This is a genomic window from Pseudoalteromonas sp. SG43-7 (genome assembly GCF_014164295.1).
GTDB lineage: Bacteria > Pseudomonadota > Gammaproteobacteria > Enterobacterales > Alteromonadaceae > Pseudoalteromonas > Pseudoalteromonas rhizosphaerae.
The window spans coordinates 1-16,419 of sequence record NZ_JACJEY010000075.1 but is presented as its reverse complement, the minus strand read 5'-3'; the positions used below and the strand labels follow the sequence as shown (position 1 = coordinate 16,419).

Here is a 16,419-nt window from a genome sequence, read left to right as displayed (position 1 = left end):
TCCGTGGAGGCCAGTAATGCGATTATCGAAGGCGAGTACACAGTGAATGTCAGTGTGACAGACTCCGCAGGCAATACCGGCACCGATAGCGAAACTGGGGTGATAGATACAACCGCGCCAAGCGTTACCATCGATGCACCGGCATTGACGAATGATAATACGCCAGTGGTGACAGGCACATCGGATCTAGCCAGCAGTGACATTGCGATTACCTTTACGGATGCTAATGGCAGCCATACCGTGACAGTGCAAACCAATGCCAGTGGTAATTGGAGTGCCGAGGCCACGCAACCGCTGGTTGATGGTGCATACACAGTGACTGCCAGTATCACCGACGATGCAGGCAATACAGCCAGCGCCAGTGACAACGGCGTGGTGGATACCATCGCCCCAGAACTGAGAATTATACCTTCCTTCTTACTTGGCAATTTAGTATCGCTATCAGGTGATTCAGACTTACCAGCAGGAAGCACCATCACTATCACGGAACATTTAGTGGGAGGGTTAATTGGTGCAAGTTATACGGCAACTACAGATACTGATGGTAATTGGCAATTACTTAACTTAACGGTGCCATTACTTAACCTTGCCTATGTTACTGCCAGCGCAACTGATGCAGCAGGAAATATTAGTACGGTCAGCACACTCGATTTTGATAACGTAGCACCTGATTTAACGGTCAGTGTTGACGCGTTGAGCAACGACACAACGCCAGTTATTTCAGGTGATACGGATATGGGTCAAGGCACTGTGATTAATTTGACAGTGGTTGATAGTGATAATGTCAGCCAAACATTTACCGCAGTGGTACAGGCTGATCAAACCTGGTCAGTATCTGTGCCGCAAGCTATTGCACAGGGAACCTATACCGTTACTGCCTCTGTGCGCGATGGGGTTGGTAATTTGACTACTGAGCAAACGACTGGAGTGATTGATAGTGTGGCGCCAAGTTTATTTATCGATAATTTAGCGCCAACAGCAAATACTGCCCCAACAATAACTGGCAGCAGTAATGAAATAGGCGGAGATGTATCGGTCACAATTGCAGGACAAACGTTGCAAGCGACAGTGGCAAGTAATGGCACTTGGCAAGTAACGCTACCAAGTGCATTGACTGATGGTGATTACACGGTTGATGTAACGATCACCGATGATGCAGGTAATCAACAAACGGCATCTGCGACACTGACCATAGATAGCACGACACCAGTGCTTACAATCACAGCCCTTGGAGTGGGCAACGATGCGACGCCAACAATTTCTGGTACGTCAACAGAGCCGCAGGGAACTGAAGTGGCTATCGTGTTGGTTGATGCAAACGGTGACACTCAGCAATTTACAGCACTAGTGCAAGCCGATGGCAGTTATTCAGCAACTCCAACCGCTGATATTGCTGATGGTGACTACATTGTTACGGCTACTATTACTGATGCCGCTAACAATATAGGCACAGTTCAAGGTAATGGCACGGTTGATACATTAGATCCTAGTTTAACCTTGAACGGACTAGGCACATTTAATGATAGTACACCGATGATTTCAGGGAGTAGTGATGAAATAGGCGCCACGGTAACAGTGAATGTCAATGATGACTCAAACAGTTATCAACTAACTGCTGTTGTACAAGCAGATGGCAGCTGGTCAGTTCAAGTTATTGATGCATTAAACGATGGCGCAATTACTATTACGGCTAATGTGAGTGACACTGCTGGCAATCAAGCATCGGCTTCAAGTAACGCAACATTGGATACTAATGCGCCGACTATCTCGATTGCGAGTTTACAAGCAACGATGGATACAACACCAACTATCTCTGGTACCACCGATGCCAGAGATGGTACGAATGTAACGATTGAAATTATTGCCTCGGGCATTGTTGTGCAAACATTGACTACTCAAGCTTTGGCTGGGCAATGGACTATTGATGTCAGTAATGCACTTGTTGAAGGCAGCTATACTGTGAATGCAGTTGTCAGCGAGGACGGTTTAACTGGCTCGTCAAGTACTAGCCTAGCAATAGACTTAACCGCACCAACATTGGCTGTCAATTCGCCTAGTATTACAAATGATACAACACCATTAATTAGTGGCACATCAGATGCTGCGCAAGGCACTGTAGTTGAATTATTGATCACTGATAGTACTGGCACAGAGCAATCTGTGCAGGCAACAGTTAAAGCAAATGGTACATGGTCTGTAGCGCTTGGAAGTGCGCTTGCAGAAGGAAGTTATAGCATTGCTGCAACTATCACTGACATTGCTGGGAATAGCAATTTGGCTCAAACAACAGGTGAAATAGATTTAACTCCACCAACAGTGTTGATTGATCCATTAAGCAGCACCGCAGATAAAACCCCAATTGTTTCAGGGGGAGCTGTGGGGGCTGTTGCTGGCAACACCGTTGCTGTTACTTTTACTGACGCACAAGGGGCTAGTCATACCATTAATACAACACTCGCAGCAGATTTAACATGGCAAGTCGAAGCATCCCAAGCACTTGCGGAAGGCGCTTACTCAGTCACTGCTGTGGTCACCGATACTGCGGGTAATGCAGGGCAACTAACCGCTAATGCTGTTATAGATAGTATTGACCCTGAGATCACAATTGATCAAAGTAGTTTGATATTAACACAAGACACAACGCCACTTATTAGTGGGACATCTGATGAAGCGAATGCCACTGTTGAGGTGACCTTTACTGACGCAAGTGGTACTGAACAGGTTGTAACAGTTACTACGGATGCTCAAGGTGATTGGCAAGCAGCTGCAAATACCGCGTTAGCTGAAGGTGTTTATTCCGTAAAAGCAACAATCACTGATATGGCGGGTAATCAAGGAGAAGACAGTAAAACGGGCGGTGAAGTCGATATTACACCACCTGCACTTACGATTGTCCCTTCTTTCCTTCTAGGCAGTTTGGTTTCCTTATCTGGCACATCAGATTTACCTGAAGGCAGTGTTGTTACCATTACAAACCATTTAGTGGGAGGCGCTGTTGGTTTACCTTACACTGCAACGGTTGATGCGAACGGTGATTGGAGCGTATTGAATTTATCGGTATCATTACTGACACTAGCTTACGTTGAAGCCTCGGCAACCGATGCGGCTGGCAATACCACGACTATTAGTACTTTGGATTTTGATAATACGGCGCCTGAACTAACGTTATCTACCCCTGCATTGACGATGGATAGCACCCCAACTATTAGCGGAACCACTGATTTAGGTGAGGGAGCGCAAGTAACATTGGTGGTAACTGGTCAAGGAGTTGCAACACAAACCTTTAGCGCGACAGTGCAAGCGAATGGCAGTTGGTCAGTTAATGTACCGCAAGACTTAGGTGATGGACAATATACGGTTCAAGCGAGTGTGCGCGATGGAGTCGGCAACCTAACTGAGCAGACGGCCAGTGGTGTAATTGATACTACCGCGCCAACACTCACTATAAATCCTTTATCAATTACCAGTGATGCGACTCCAACGATTAGCGGTACAAGTAATGAGTTAGGAGCAACGGTAACCGTAACCATTGATGGCCAAACACTAACAACTTTAGTAAATGGATCTGGCTTATGGCAAGTCACTACAACGACTCTTACTGATGGCGATTATAATATTAATGCGACTGTGAGTGACAGTGCAGGTAACAGTATCAATCAAACAGCGAACCTAAGTATAGATACAGAAGCACCAGAGTTAACTATAGCGCCATTATCATTATCTAATGATAGTACGCCAACCATAAGTGGTAATTCAAATGAGCCACAAGGAAGCACAGTTTCTATTACTGTGGTGGATAGTAATGGTAATACTCAAAATTTAATTGCTACTATAGATAGTAATGGTAATTGGCAAGCCACGGCAGCAGCTTTACCTGATGGCACATTCACAGCAACAGCGTCAGTGACAGATAGTGCGGCCCTGACTACAACAGCTTCAACAACAGCTGTGATCGATACCAGTGCGCCAACTATTTCGGTTGATTCTATAGGGACTATAAATGTAGCCACCCCTCAACTCAGTGGTTTAACTAATGAGCCTGCAGGTACGCAATTGAGCGTCACAGTTACCGATAATAATTCCAGTTATACTTATACGACGCAAGTACAAGCCGATGGCAGTTGGTCAATTAATGTTACAGATTCACTGGTTGACGGCACTATCACAGTCGCTGCAAGTATTACTGATTTAGCGGGTAATTCAACAACCTCAACGTCGGTAACTGGATTATTGAATACCAGTGCACCAAGCATTGCAATTGTTGCTCCTGCAGATACCAATGACACAACTCCCAATTTCAGTGGCAGTAGTGACGCTGTCGATGGCAGTGCAGTCGTTGTTACAGTAACGGATAGCGCGGCCCAGACACAAACTTATAATACAACAGTAGTCGATGGTTTGTGGATTGTCTTAGTTACTCAAGCTCTTAGCGAAGGTATTTATACTGTTACAGCGACAGTCACTGAAGCAGGGCTAACAGCAGATGCTAGTGTTAGCGGTTTAGTTGATATTACTGCACCGGTATTGACTATTAATGAGCCTGGTACTAGTGGCGATGCAACACCTGTAATATCGGGTAGCACTGATGCGGGAGTCGGTTCAATAGTTACCATAGTACTAGTTGATAGCTTAGGTACTACAGATACAGTTACTGCTATGGTACAAGCTGGGGGAGTATGGAGTGTTGCATCAAATCAAATACTGGCTGAAGGGAGTGTCGCAATTACCGCCTCGGTTAATGATAGTGCAGGTAATCAAGGTAGCAATACCGCGACACTAATATTAGATTTAACGGGTCCTGTTATTGCTATTGATGTAATCAGTGACACAAATGATTTAACACCTCAGATCACCGGCACAGTAACTGGTGCACCTGGAAATAGCCAAGTTACTGTATTGTTTACTGATGCGGCAGGTAACACGCAAACGGTTACAACCACAACTGCGAGTAACGGTAATTGGTTAATTGAACCAAATACAGCACTTGCAGCGGGTAGTTATACTGTGGATGTGACCGTGCAGGATGAATACGGTAATGCCACCACGGTACAAGAATCAGGTGTTATTGATACGGTTGCTCCGACTATTGCCATTACGAGTGGGCTGATATTAACCAATGATGCGACACCTGAAATCAGCGGCACATCGAGTGAAGCTGGGCGCACAGTCACGCTGATATTTGATAATGGTATAGCGCAAACATCAGTAACAACTACTACGCAAGGCGATGGTAGTTGGAGTATTTCACCAAACGATATTCTGCTTGATGGCAGTTATACCGTCAGTGCAACAGTGTCAGATATTGCTGGGAATACCACTGCTACCTCTGCGATGACAGGTCTTGAGATAGATACTATCCCGCCATCACTTACGAACATAGATACAAATAGTATATTGTTAGGCCTAGTTGTGACAGGTTTTGATGGTGAAACTGATGCTGAAGATGGAGCTATTGTAAGGCTTGATAATGCGCTGGCACTCGGGATCACCTTATTAAGTGATGGTGGGGCTGTTGTAAATAATGGCACATGGAATATCGGCATTGTTGATGTAAATTTGGCCGATTTACTTGGCGCAGGCTTAAGCGATGCTCGCTTTAGCATTACAGATTCAATCGGTAATATAAGAGTGGTTGATATTAATGGTCAGGACCTTGAGATAAATGGAGTGGATGTTAGTTCTGCAGGTGTTGAACCTAGCGCTGAATTCAGTGGCAGTGATAATAGTACTGAATTATTATCATCAAACGATGATAGTATTGATTTAAGTAAAATTAGCAGTGTTGCTCCGGTATCTGAATTAACACCACAACTGAGTCAATTAACAGTTGCAGATCTTCTTGCAGAGAGTGAACAAAATAACTTGCTCGCACTCGATCCTGTGAGTGAGAGTAATAGTCTGGTGTTTACAGCACAGCAGAAAGCTACTGCGGAGCCTGCTCTTGATGTGCAAAATCAATCAGAGGAAATGATTAAGAAATTAATCGAAAGCGGCAATAATCAAATTGATAGTTAATTATTGTTAAGCAAAAGATATAAGGCGCGGGTTGTCCCGCGCTTAATCACTTTCGAGATAATTTTAAATAGGGAAAGAAAAATAATAAAGGGAATTTTGTAAAACTAAAAGTAGGAGTCAAATTATGCTTTTAAGTTATGGACGATCTTACTGTTACCATGAACAACACTACCATCTTGGTCATATGTTGTAGAGGTTGGCACACCAATCAAAATGTCTTTTAATTGTTTTACTGTTAATTGTGCATGGTGGGCTGCATGAGCATTAACGTCATTCTTCTTTTTACATGACTCTAATAGCTTATGCACATCACTCGTTAAGCTTGTTACTTCGTCAGATTCAACGTCATTACCTGCAAATAAGGCTTTGAGTTCTTTATCTAACGTTTGAATTTGACTTAAAAAGGTAAGTTTTTGTTTCGCGATATCTTTAAGGCCCTCGCCACGACGGGAGGCTATAGCGGTTAATTCATCTTCTAAGATATCAGCAAGGGATGTTAAGCAATTTAGCTGCATAACAAGTTTAGAACTGATCAAACTGGTGTGATCAGCCATACACATCAAACTCAAATGCAGCGATATTTTTAGCTAGCTTTTCAGCATCGATTTGATATTTACCTTCAGTAATTGCTTTTTTTAGCTCAGCCACTTTGTTGCTATCAAAACCAGAAGATTGCTGTGCTTTATCTTGCAAAGATTTTAATTGTTGCGCTTGTGGCGTTAAGCTTACTGAGTCAGCAGTCGCTTTTGGCGTAGTTGCTTGCGCAGTATTAGCATTATTATTTTGTAAATCAATTTTTTGCTGTTTAGCATTGGTCAACACATTAGCCTGTTGCTGACCTTTATTTACTTGGCTTACCATGATTTTAACCTATACATTATCCAACACATGCCTTGTTATCGGCAACCATGTTAGAAACTTTAGCACAAATACGAAAATTTAAATAATTACCTGCACAGACTCAACACCATCAACGCGGGCATTTAAAACTTTCCCTGACTTTGCATTTTTAACCTTTACCTGCTCTCCTAAAGTACCATCTTCTAGGGCTAAACCGGAAGTTTTTATTTTCAATCCTCGAATTATTGCAAAAATAGTGACATTATCGCCTTTGCAGACCATACAGATTTGATTTAATGCAACAGGGTAACCACTGCGGATATTACGTTTGCTGCGGCTACCAATCAGCAGCTCTTGATTTTGTAAATACTGCGCTCTTACGAAATGTTTTGGTTTCATAATCAAACGTAAATGATGAGCTTCAATAACCTCCCCGCGACTTAAATTTTCAGTGGCTATAATCACAGGGGTGAGTTCAATCATACGTACATGAACATATTGACTCCAACCATTGAGGTCATCACATTTTATTTGTACGGTTATTTGGCGATTAAATGGCGGCTCAGTAGGAATATTAAATGCAAGGTCGCTGTTGCAGCCACGATCAGGTATCCGACTATCCAATGTTAGAGCATTGAGTTCCTTATCATCGGCGGTATTAGGGTCTAATTGATCATAGACATGGGATACAGCAAGTTCTTGCAATTGTTCTTTGCTATATGTTTGTGCATACAGTGGAGTAACTAGGCATAAGCTAGCAAGAAAATAAAAAACACTGTATCTTCGGCTTTTTTTTAACAAACTCATAATGTTTCGACTATGCTTATGGTTGAAAACAGGGTATAAATATTTAGCGTCAATAAACAGACGCTCCCGTGTAGTTATGTAGCTTTACAGAAAGAAAGCAATTATTGTTCCGTTCTTATTCGCTTTCTTCAGGAGATTGAAATGGCAGGCATTTTAGACTCAGTTAACCAACGTACTCAATTGGTTGGGCAAAACCGTCTTGAATTATTATTATTCAAGCTAAGAGGGCGGCAGCGCTTTGGTATTAATGTGTTTAAAGTGAGAGAAGTACTGCAATGCCCTCCTTTAACAAACATGCCGAAGTCGAATGCCTATGTAAGAGGTGTCGCACATATACGTGGGCAAACTATTTCTGTTATTGATTTATCAATGGCTGTAGGTGGCCCTGCGATCGAGAATATTAAAGATAGTTTTATTATCATTGCTGAATATAACCGCTCCGTACAAGGTTTTTTGGTTGGCGGCGTTGAGCGAATTGTAAATATGAATTGGGAAAAAATAATGCCGCCACCGTCTGGGGCTGGCAGATATTCGTATTTAACAGCAGTGACAGAAATTGAAAATGAGTTAGTCGAAATTCTTGATGTAGAAAAAATATTAAATGAAATTTGCCCGGTAAATACTGAAGTCAGTGCAGCAATAGCTAATGATGGTGAAATTCAAAAAGACTTAGGTGAGCGCATCGTATTTATTGCCGATGACTCTGCCGTTGCTCGTAATCAAGTCAAACGTGCTCTAGAGCCGTTAGGCGTGCAGACTGAGCTTGCTAAAAACGGGAAAGAAGCATTAATTCGCCTCCGGGAAATTGCTGCACTTGACTGTAAGCATGATATTACCGAGCGAGTTGGTTTATTGATCTCTGATGTTGAAATGCCAGAAATGGACGGTTATACCCTCACGGCTGAAATAAAAGCAGATCCAAAGTTAGCCCCATTACATGTTATTCTGCATACATCACTCAGTGGTGTGTTCAATCAAGCGATGATTGAAAAAGTGGGGGCTGATGACTTTATTGCTAAGTTCAATCCGGATGAGTTAGCTACAGCAGTGAAAAAATGGGTTCATTGTGACTAATTTGAAAAGGCGGTGTTACTTTGGAAAATAAGCATTTACAACAAAGCGAGTACGATCAGTTTCGTTCTTTTTTAGAGCAACAATGTGGCATTGTTTTGGGTGATAATAAGCTTTATTTAGTCAAAAGCAGGCTTGCTCCGCTAATGGTTCGTTTCAATGTTGAGTCATTGTCACAATTGGTCAGTAAAACACTGAGTCCGCATGAGCGGCAGTTACGTGCCGCAGTTGTTGATGCTATGACGACCAATGAAACTTTATGGTTTCGGGATCAATACCCGTTTGAACTATTACAAAGTAAGTTATTCCCAGAGCATAAAGAGTTGCGTCGACCGTTGAAAATTTGGTCAGCGGCAAGTTCCTCAGGACAAGAGCCATATTCTATTGCCATGTCGGTCGCTGAGTTTCAAGCTAAGCAGCCGGGTGTATTAAAAATGGGCGCGCAGATCATCGGCACCGATATTTCTAATACTATGTTAGATATGTGTAAACATGCAGAATATGACTCTCTTGCTTTAGCTAGAGGGCTGTCGGTAGAGCGCAGGAAGAAGTTCTTCAAAGATAGCGGCAATGGGATGGCGCAAGTTAACGACTCAATAAAAAAATTAGTGAGTTTTCGACACCTTAATTTATTAGATTCATACGCACTAATGGGCAAATTTGATATTATTTTTTGCCGTAATGTGCTGATTTATTTTGCACCTGAGGTGAAAGCCAAAATTATTGCTCAGTTTGCTCAAGCACTTAACCCTAAGGGGTATTTATTTTTAGGTGCTTCAGAGTCTATGTCAGGGTTAAGTAACGAGTTTGATATGGTACGCTGTAATCCTGGTATTATTTATCAAAAGAAATAACTTACCAGCGTAAATAACGCGCTAAAACGCAAGTAACTCAAGTCTCATCGGTAGTAAAGCCGAATCTAGAATACGATAAAACGATGTGCCTCCACATCGTTTTTCTTTTTAAATCAAAAATTAAACACATCATAAAACACTAACCTAGTTGGCTCACCTTTTGCATTAATCATCTTAAGTCAATTTTTTGGAGATGGTTATGGCTATCAGTTTTGATAAAGCATTTGGGGTTCATCCTCATGCAATGTTGATCCGTTCGCAACGTGCTGAGTTATTAGCAACCAATATCGCTAATGCTGATACGCCGGGCTATAAAGCGAAGGATATCGACTTTGCCTCAGCATTGAAAGCGGCAAAAAGCCACCAGCAAGGCGGCAATAACATGGTAACAACTAACCCGAATCACATTGCAGGTGGTAGTCGTTATATCGGTAATAGTGAAATGTTTCGTTCGCCAAATCAAGCAGATACAGGTGATGGTAACTCGGTTGATATACAAGTGGAACGAAACTTGTATACAAAGAACTCATTAGAGTATCAGGCAAGCCTGCAATTTATGAGTAGTAAAATTAAAGGCCTTAAAAAAGCCCTCGGTAGTCAAGGAGCCTAAGCATGAGTTTATATAACGTTTTTGATATTTCAGGTAGTGGTATGAGTGCGCAAAATGTGCGTTTGAACACCACCGCAAGTAATATTTCCAATGCCAATAGCATTAGCTCAAGCCAAGACAAAACTTACCGGGCGCGTCACCCTGTTTTTGCAGCTGAACTGATGAAAGCATCAGAATCAACTGGTAATACGCAGGGATCGTCTGTTGGCGTTAAAGTACTAGGCATTGTAGAGAGTAATAAACCACTGCAAATTGAATATAACCCAAATCACCCCAGTGCGGATGAAAATGGTTATATCTACAAACCTAACGTTAATGTCGTTGAAGAAATGGCTAATATGATTTCCGCCTCACGCTCTTATCAAACCAATGTGCAAGTTGCTGATGCAGCGAAGCAAATGTTAAGTAAAACACTGTTGCTTGGGCAGCGGTAATTGAGGGTTAGATTATGAGTAACGACATAAATACTGCATCATCAAGCTATATAGATTCGCTTCGTTGGCCGAGTAAACAAGAGGCTGACGAAAAGACTGGTGAAAAGAAAAGTGATGCATTAACGCAAGAGGATTTCTTTTCATTATTAACGCAGCAACTGTCGTTTCAAGATCCCAGTAAACCTGCGGACAACGACCAAATGATTGCACAAATGACGAACTTTACCATGGCAGAAGGTATCTCAAATTTAAATTCAAAGTTTGAGTCTTTGGCTGCTTCAATGACCTCTAATTCAGCGTTGCAAGCATCAACTCTGGTAGGCAAAAAAGCTTTAGTTGAATCAGATACATTAGATCTTAACAGCAGTGGTGATGTCTCGGGCATGATTGCTGTTGAAAGTCCCGTTAAAGATTTAAGGCTCAGTATTACAGATGCTTCCGGACAACTAGTGAGAGTAATTGAGTTAGGTGATAAACCTGCTGGTGGCTTACGTTTTAACTGGGATGGAAAAAATGAAGCCGGTGAGAGCCTTCCGCCAGGAGAATACAATATCAAAGCAGAGGGCAGCATGGGCGAAGAATTTACTAGTTTACCCATGGCCTCTTATAAAAATATTGATAGCGTCAATATTAATGGCGCTAACGGTATTATTATTAACACTAAAGAAGGGGCAGTTAAGCTGTCTGATGTCGCAGAAATTGCGTGATAAATTTTATTTATTTTTTAGCCTATTGGCTAAATTTTATAGGTTAGAGGTGAATTATGAGTTTTAATATTGCATTAACTGGCATTGCTGCCGCACAAAAAGATTTGGATGTTACTGCTAATAACATCGCTAATGTAAATACCTACGGTTTTAAAGAATCGAGAGCTGAGTTTGCCGATGTTTATTCATCATCAGTTTTTTCTTCGGGTAAAACTAAAAATGGTGATGGTGTACAAACAGCATCTGTAGCACAGCAGTTTCATCAAGGTTCAACATTAGGCACTAAAAATTCACTCGATCTTGCTATAGGAGGTGAAGGATACTTTGCTCTTAGCAATGAGTTAGGCTCACAAGATAAAACATTCACTCGTGCAGGGGCGTTTAAATTAGATAAAGATAACTTTATCGTTGACGCACAAGGTAATTACTTACAAGGCTTTCCTGTTGATGAAATTAGTGGAGATGCAACATCAGTAAGTTTAACCTCCTCTGGGGCGATTCAAATTCCTGATTCATCAGGTTCCCCGCGGGCTACCTCAAGTGTATATTCGTCATTTCGATTGGATTCGACCAAAGATACACCGACTATTACACCATTTGATCCAACTCAATCAGGGTCATATACTCACTCTACCTCAACCAATGTTTATGATTCGCTAGGTGAGCCGCATACTATGCAATTGTTTTTTGTGAAAACGGATGCAGCTGTTACAGGTAATGCTAATGAGTGGCAAACCTATGCCACGTTAGACGGTCAAGCATTCAATCCTGATGGAAGCTCGCAAGGCGCTACTGGACCATTTAATCCAATTTCAACATTTCAGTTTGATGCGAACGGCTTACCACTTAACACCAATGGTACCGCAAATACAGGCAATACATTTAACCCTGTTGTGTTAGATAGCACTAATTTGACAGGGTTTTTAAGCAATGGTGCTAGCTTTCCTAATAATGTAACTATCAACTGGCGTGATGAAGCAGGTACCTCTGCAAAAATCCCGACCCAGCATGCAGGCAAGTTTGAAAATAAAGTATTATCTCAAGATGGTGCTGCTGTGGGACGGTTGGCAAATATAGACATTGGTGTTGATGGAAAAATTGTTGCTTCTTATAGTAATGGTGACTCTAACTACCTAGGTCAAGTTGCGTTAGTCCGTTTTCCCAATTCACAGGGGTTACAACAAGTAGGCAATACGTCATGGAAGAAAAGTTTAACTTCAGGTGACCCTGTAGCGGGTGAAGCAAATTCAGGCGCATTTGGTAAGATTAGCTCATCAGCATTAGAGCAATCAAACGTGAACTTAACCAATGAGCTTGTTGATTTGATCAGCGCACAGCGTAACTTCCAAGCTAACTCGCGTGCACTTGAAGTGAATTCAACACTACAGCAAGCTATTTTGCAGATCCGTTAACCTCGTTTTAATATTTTTTACAATCCGACACCTAGGCTGCTATTTATTAGCAGCCTTTTTTATTTGTGCTTGATTATATTTTGTAATTTATTACGTCATTTTATTGTGGCACTTATCTTGCATTTGTCATGTTATAGATTTTTAACGTGAGTCGATGTTATGGACAAGATGGTCTACATTGCAGCGTCTGGAGCTAAGCAAAGTTTGCGGGGCCTAGAGCTTAAAGCAAATAATTTAGCAAATGCCAATACCACAGGCTTTAAAGCTGACTTCGCGCAAGCGCGCTCAATGCAAGCTTTTGGTGAAGGCTTACCGACACGTGTTTTTACTATGCAGGAACGGCCAGGCTCTAATATGACTTCCGGCGGTATTGTTGAAACTGGACGTGATCTTGATATTGCTATGAGCGATAAAGGGTGGCTTACAGTGCAAGATGCTTCAGGTAATGAGGCATATACTAAAGTTGGCACGTTGAATATCACCCCTGATGGCGCTTTGATCACCAGTCACGGGCGTCAAGTTATTGGCGAAGGTGGACCGATTATTCTGCCATTGCCGGTGGAGAAAGTCGAATTTAGTGACGATGGTTCAATCCAAGTTCGCCCGCAAGGTGCGCCGGCTAACTTTTTAGAAGTTGTTGACCGTTTGAAGGTAATTAAGGCAAATAATTCTGAGCTTGAAAAAGGCAATGATGGCTTATTTCGACCAAAATCCGAATTACTGGAAAATGGTATATGTGGATTTTGTGACATCTCTAATGATGTGAAAGTAATGAGTGGCACTTTGGAAATGTCAAATGTGAATCCGGTACATGAGATGGTGGATATGATAAGCCATCAACGCCAATTTGAATTACAAGTTAAGTTAATGAAAACGGCTGAAGAAATTGACGAACGTCAAACTCAATTGCTGCGTATTGTTTAACTTTATTGAGAGGACATTAATATGAATCCTGCATTGTGGATAAGTAAAACGGGGCTTGATGCTCAACAAACCGATATTTCGGTTATCTCAAATAATTTAGCCAATGCCAGTACTGTTGGTTATAAGAAAAGTCGTGCTGTATTTGAAGATTTGCTTTATCAAAATATTAATCAGCCAGGGGGGCGTTCATCACAAGATACAGAGATGCCTTCTGGTCTGATGCTTGGTGCTGGTACCAAAGTAGTTGCTAATCAGAAGAACTTTTCTCAAGGTAACATGTTAACCACTGAAAACTCATTGGATTGGATGATATCAGGGCCAGGCTTTTTTGAAGTTTTACAGCCCGATGGCAATATCGCCTATTCGCGAAATGGTCAATTTACCACGGATGAAGATGGTCGTATTGTTACTGCTGGTGCAGGTTTTCCTGTGCAGCCAGAAATGAATGTACCGGATGATGCGAAGTCAATTACCGTATCACAAGATGGTGAGGTATCGGTGAAAATAGAAGGACAACCTGAGAATGTGGTGATTGGTCAGTTAACGATCAGTGACTTTATCAATCCATCAGGTCTAGAGCCTGTAGGCCAAAATTTATATACCGAAACGGCCGTCAGTGGCGCACCTGTACAAGGTAACCCTGGTCTAGAAGGATTAGGCACTGTTGTCCAAGGCGCACTTGAAACCTCTAACGTAAATGTAACCGAAGAGTTAGTTAACCTAATTGAAACTCAACGTATCTATGAAATGAATTCAAAGGTGATTTCAGCGGTTGACGAAATGATGAGTTACATCAGTCAGCAACTTTAACTAATTCGGAGCAAAGTTATGCGTAATTTATCTATAATCTTAACGGGTGCATTTATATTGAGTGGTTGTATGACGACTCAAAACCACAGCGTGGTTCAAGATGATCCATACTATGCTCCTATGTACCCAGAGCCTGCTGCAGCGCAAGTTGTACCGACAGGCTCATTGTTTGATAGCAATTTATCAAACGATTTATATTCAGATAAAAAAGCGTTACGCACCGGAGATATTATTACAGTTAAACTGCAAGAATCGACGCAATCATCTAAAGCAGCTAAAACTGAAACGGATAAACAAAGTGATGCCAGCTTAGATCCTGTCATTGGGTTAGGCGGACTACCGGTTAATATTGGTGGCGATAGTATTCAGTTTGGTGTGGGCAGCGGTGCTAAATTCAAAGGTGATACTAAGTCAAATCAATCTAATAGTTTATTTGGTGATATTTCCGTGAATGTTATGCGGGTATTACCTAATGGTAATTTAGTGATCCGTGGTGAAAAATGGCTGACTTTAAACACCGGCGAAGAATTTATTCGTCTGGAAGGACTTGTTCGTCCGCAAGATGTTACTGCAGATAATACTGTGACCTCTAACAGAATCGCGAATGCGCGTATTCAGTATTCTGGTAAAGGGCAAATGCAAGAGACTCAAACGGCAGGATGGTTAACTCGATTCTTCACCAGCTCTCTGTTCCCTTTTTAAAGGATGTTGATATGAATAGCTTGAAAGCGTTGCTGTGTATATGTTTATTAGCTTGGCATTCTATTGCTAGCGCTGAACGTATCAAGGATGTCTCAATGGTTGAAGGTGTTCGCTCAAACCAGTTAGTTGGTTATGGTCTGGTAGTAGGTTTACCTGGCACCGGTGAGCAAAGTCGTTTTACTGAACAAAGTTTTAAAGCCATGCTAAATAGTTTTGGTATTACCATGGCATCGAATTTAAAACCCAAAATCAAAAATGTAGCAGCGGTTGCTGTGCATGCAGAATTACCTGCATTTAGAAAGCCAGGGCAGACAATCGATATTACTGTATCGTCAATTGGTAGTGCGGGTAGCTTACGTGGTGGAACATTACTACAAACCTTTTTGAAAGGGGTTGATGGAAATACTTATGCTATCGCGCAAGGTAGTCTAATTGTTGGCGGGTTAGGTGTCGAAGGAGCTGATGGTAGTAAGATCGTAATGAACACGCCCACGGTAGGACGTATTCCAAATGGCGCAACGGTTGAACGGGCAATTAAAAGTCCTTTTATGCAAGGTGATTACATAACTTTTAATTTAAATCGTCCTGATTTCACTACTGCTAAACGTTTGGAGCAAACCATTAATGAGCTTATCGGCCCAGACAGTGCACATGCCCTTGATGCCGCTTCAATTCGTGTTATTGCCCCGCGTGATGCGTCGCAGCGTGTTGCTTATTTGTCTACGCTTGAAAACTTAGAGTTTAAACCTGCCGATACTTCGGCAAAAATTATTGTAAATTCACGCACTGGCACCATAGTGATCGGCAAAAACGTGCGGTTACAAGCGGCGGCAATTACCCATGGTGGTCTTACCGTTACGATCGCAGAACAGCAAAATGTATCGCAGCCTAACGCATTAAGTGAAGGGGAAACTGCCGTTACTAATCAAAGTATTATTGATGTTAACGAAGATGATTCTCGGGCCTTTGTATTTAACCCCGGTGTTAGCCTTGACGATTTAGTGCGCGCAATTAACGAAGTTGGAGCAGCGCCTGGTGACTTAATGGCGATACTAGAAGCATTAAAAGAAGCGGGTGCCATTAGCGGTCAACTCGTGGTTATTTAAACCATATTGACCCCCTAAGTTTGCGTTAACTTGCATTTAGGGGGCCTTGACTTGCATAATTAATCAACGCTTTTATACTTTCGCAAACTCGCAAACTCGCAAACTCGCAAACTCGCAAACTCGCAAC

The 16,419-nt window shown here is 42.0% G+C and carries 14 protein-coding genes; 11 read left to right on the top strand and 3 right to left on the bottom strand.

Going from position 1 to position 16,419, the window contains the following annotated elements:
• Positions 1-42: 42 nt before the first annotated feature.
• A complete protein-coding gene (locus tag H5200_RS21255; RefSeq protein ID WP_310737055.1) occupies positions 43-6,015 on the top strand; it encodes an Ig-like domain-containing protein in 5,973 nt (1,990 codons plus the stop codon).
• Between the two features lie 122 nt (positions 6,016-6,137).
• Here H5200_RS21255 and flgN read toward each other — a convergent pair whose 3' ends face one another.
• The 3 genes from flgN to flgA form a co-directional block, all read right to left on the bottom strand.
• Positions 6,138-6,569, bottom strand: a complete 432-nt coding sequence (gene flgN / locus H5200_RS21250) for a flagellar protein FlgN (RefSeq protein WP_182718217.1) — start codon at positions 6,567-6,569, stop codon at positions 6,138-6,140.
• Positions 6,562-6,876, bottom strand: a complete 315-nt coding sequence (gene flgM / locus H5200_RS21245; RefSeq protein WP_149981594.1) for a flagellar biosynthesis anti-sigma factor FlgM — start codon at positions 6,874-6,876, stop codon at positions 6,562-6,564. The genes flgN and flgM overlap by 8 nt, the downstream gene beginning before the upstream one ends.
• A gap of 78 nt (positions 6,877-6,954) precedes the next feature.
• Positions 6,955-7,662: a flagellar basal body P-ring formation chaperone FlgA gene (flgA, locus tag H5200_RS21240; RefSeq protein ID WP_182718216.1), complete on the bottom strand. Its 708-nt coding sequence runs from the start codon at positions 7,660-7,662 to the stop codon at positions 6,955-6,957.
• A 141-nt stretch (positions 7,663-7,803) separates the two neighbouring features.
• On the opposite strand from flgA, the gene H5200_RS21235 reads away from it, so the two are divergent.
• The 10 genes from H5200_RS21235 to H5200_RS21190 all read left to right on the top strand — a co-directional run bounded on the left by H5200_RS21235 (position 7,804) and on the right by H5200_RS21190 (position 16,292).
• Positions 7,804-8,736, top strand: a complete 933-nt coding sequence (locus H5200_RS21235) for a chemotaxis protein (RefSeq protein WP_149981591.1) — start codon at positions 7,804-7,806, stop codon at positions 8,734-8,736.
• 20 nt (positions 8,737-8,756) lie between these two features.
• Positions 8,757-9,587, top strand: coding sequence for a protein-glutamate O-methyltransferase CheR (locus H5200_RS21230; RefSeq protein WP_149981589.1), 831 nt, complete (start codon positions 8,757-8,759; stop codon positions 9,585-9,587).
• A 199-nt stretch (positions 9,588-9,786) separates the two neighbouring features.
• Complete coding sequence (gene flgB / locus H5200_RS21225; protein ID WP_149981587.1) at positions 9,787-10,197, top strand: flagellar basal body rod protein FlgB; 411 nt, start codon at positions 9,787-9,789, stop codon at positions 10,195-10,197.
• A gap of 2 nt (positions 10,198-10,199) precedes the next feature.
• On the top strand, positions 10,200-10,631 hold the full coding sequence (flgC, locus tag H5200_RS21220) for a flagellar basal body rod protein FlgC (RefSeq protein ID WP_149981585.1): 432 nt from the start codon (positions 10,200-10,202) through the stop codon (positions 10,629-10,631).
• A 14-nt stretch (positions 10,632-10,645) separates the two neighbouring features.
• Entirely contained in the window at positions 10,646-11,338 is a 693-nt protein-coding gene (locus H5200_RS21215; RefSeq protein ID WP_182718215.1) for a flagellar hook assembly protein FlgD, read from the top strand.
• Between the two features lie 56 nt (positions 11,339-11,394).
• Positions 11,395-12,750, top strand: a complete 1,356-nt coding sequence (flgE, locus tag H5200_RS21210; RefSeq protein ID WP_182740803.1) for a flagellar hook protein FlgE — start codon at positions 11,395-11,397, stop codon at positions 12,748-12,750.
• 159 nt (positions 12,751-12,909) lie between these two features.
• The gene (locus tag H5200_RS21205; RefSeq protein ID WP_149981580.1) at positions 12,910-13,674 is read left to right on the top strand and encodes a flagellar basal body rod protein FlgF; all 765 of its coding nucleotides are present in this window, start codon (positions 12,910-12,912) and stop codon (positions 13,672-13,674) included.
• Positions 13,675-13,695: 21 nt separating this feature from the next.
• On the top strand, positions 13,696-14,484 hold the full coding sequence (flgG, locus tag H5200_RS21200; RefSeq protein ID WP_149981578.1) for a flagellar basal-body rod protein FlgG: 789 nt from the start codon (positions 13,696-13,698) through the stop codon (positions 14,482-14,484).
• Between the two features lie 18 nt (positions 14,485-14,502).
• Complete coding sequence (gene flgH, locus H5200_RS21195) at positions 14,503-15,186, top strand: flagellar basal body L-ring protein FlgH (RefSeq protein ID WP_149981576.1); 684 nt, start codon at positions 14,503-14,505, stop codon at positions 15,184-15,186.
• Between the two features lie 11 nt (positions 15,187-15,197).
• The gene (locus tag H5200_RS21190) at positions 15,198-16,292 is read left to right on the top strand and encodes a flagellar basal body P-ring protein FlgI (protein WP_149981574.1); all 1,095 of its coding nucleotides are present in this window, start codon (positions 15,198-15,200) and stop codon (positions 16,290-16,292) included.
• Positions 16,293-16,419: the final 127 nt, after the last annotated feature.

Bases quoted from the DNA above. Each gene is read 5' to 3' on its own strand.
- flgA (WP_182718216.1), bottom strand. From the start codon at position 7,662: ATGAGTTTGTTAAAAAAAAGCCGAAGATACAGTGTTTTTTATTTTCTT.
- flgH (WP_149981576.1), top strand. From the start codon at position 14,503: ATGCGTAATTTATCTATAATCTTAACGGGTGCATTTATATTGAGTGGT.
- flgC (WP_149981585.1), top strand. From the start codon at position 10,200: ATGAGTTTATATAACGTTTTTGATATTTCAGGTAGTGGTATGAGTGCG.
- H5200_RS21235 (WP_149981591.1), top strand. From the start codon at position 7,804: ATGGCAGGCATTTTAGACTCAGTTAACCAACGTACTCAATTGGTTGGG.
- flgB (WP_149981587.1), top strand. From the start codon at position 9,787: ATGGCTATCAGTTTTGATAAAGCATTTGGGGTTCATCCTCATGCAATG.
- H5200_RS21205 (WP_149981580.1), top strand. From the start codon at position 12,910: ATGGACAAGATGGTCTACATTGCAGCGTCTGGAGCTAAGCAAAGTTTG.
- flgE (WP_182740803.1), top strand. From the start codon at position 11,395: ATGAGTTTTAATATTGCATTAACTGGCATTGCTGCCGCACAAAAAGAT.
- flgG (WP_149981578.1), top strand. From the start codon at position 13,696: ATGAATCCTGCATTGTGGATAAGTAAAACGGGGCTTGATGCTCAACAA.
- H5200_RS21215 (WP_182718215.1), top strand. From the start codon at position 10,646: ATGAGTAACGACATAAATACTGCATCATCAAGCTATATAGATTCGCTT.
- flgN (WP_182718217.1), bottom strand. From the start codon at position 6,569: ATGGCTGATCACACCAGTTTGATCAGTTCTAAACTTGTTATGCAGCTA.
- H5200_RS21190 (WP_149981574.1), top strand. From the start codon at position 15,198: ATGAATAGCTTGAAAGCGTTGCTGTGTATATGTTTATTAGCTTGGCAT.
- flgM (WP_149981594.1), bottom strand. From the start codon at position 6,876: ATGGTAAGCCAAGTAAATAAAGGTCAGCAACAGGCTAATGTGTTGACC.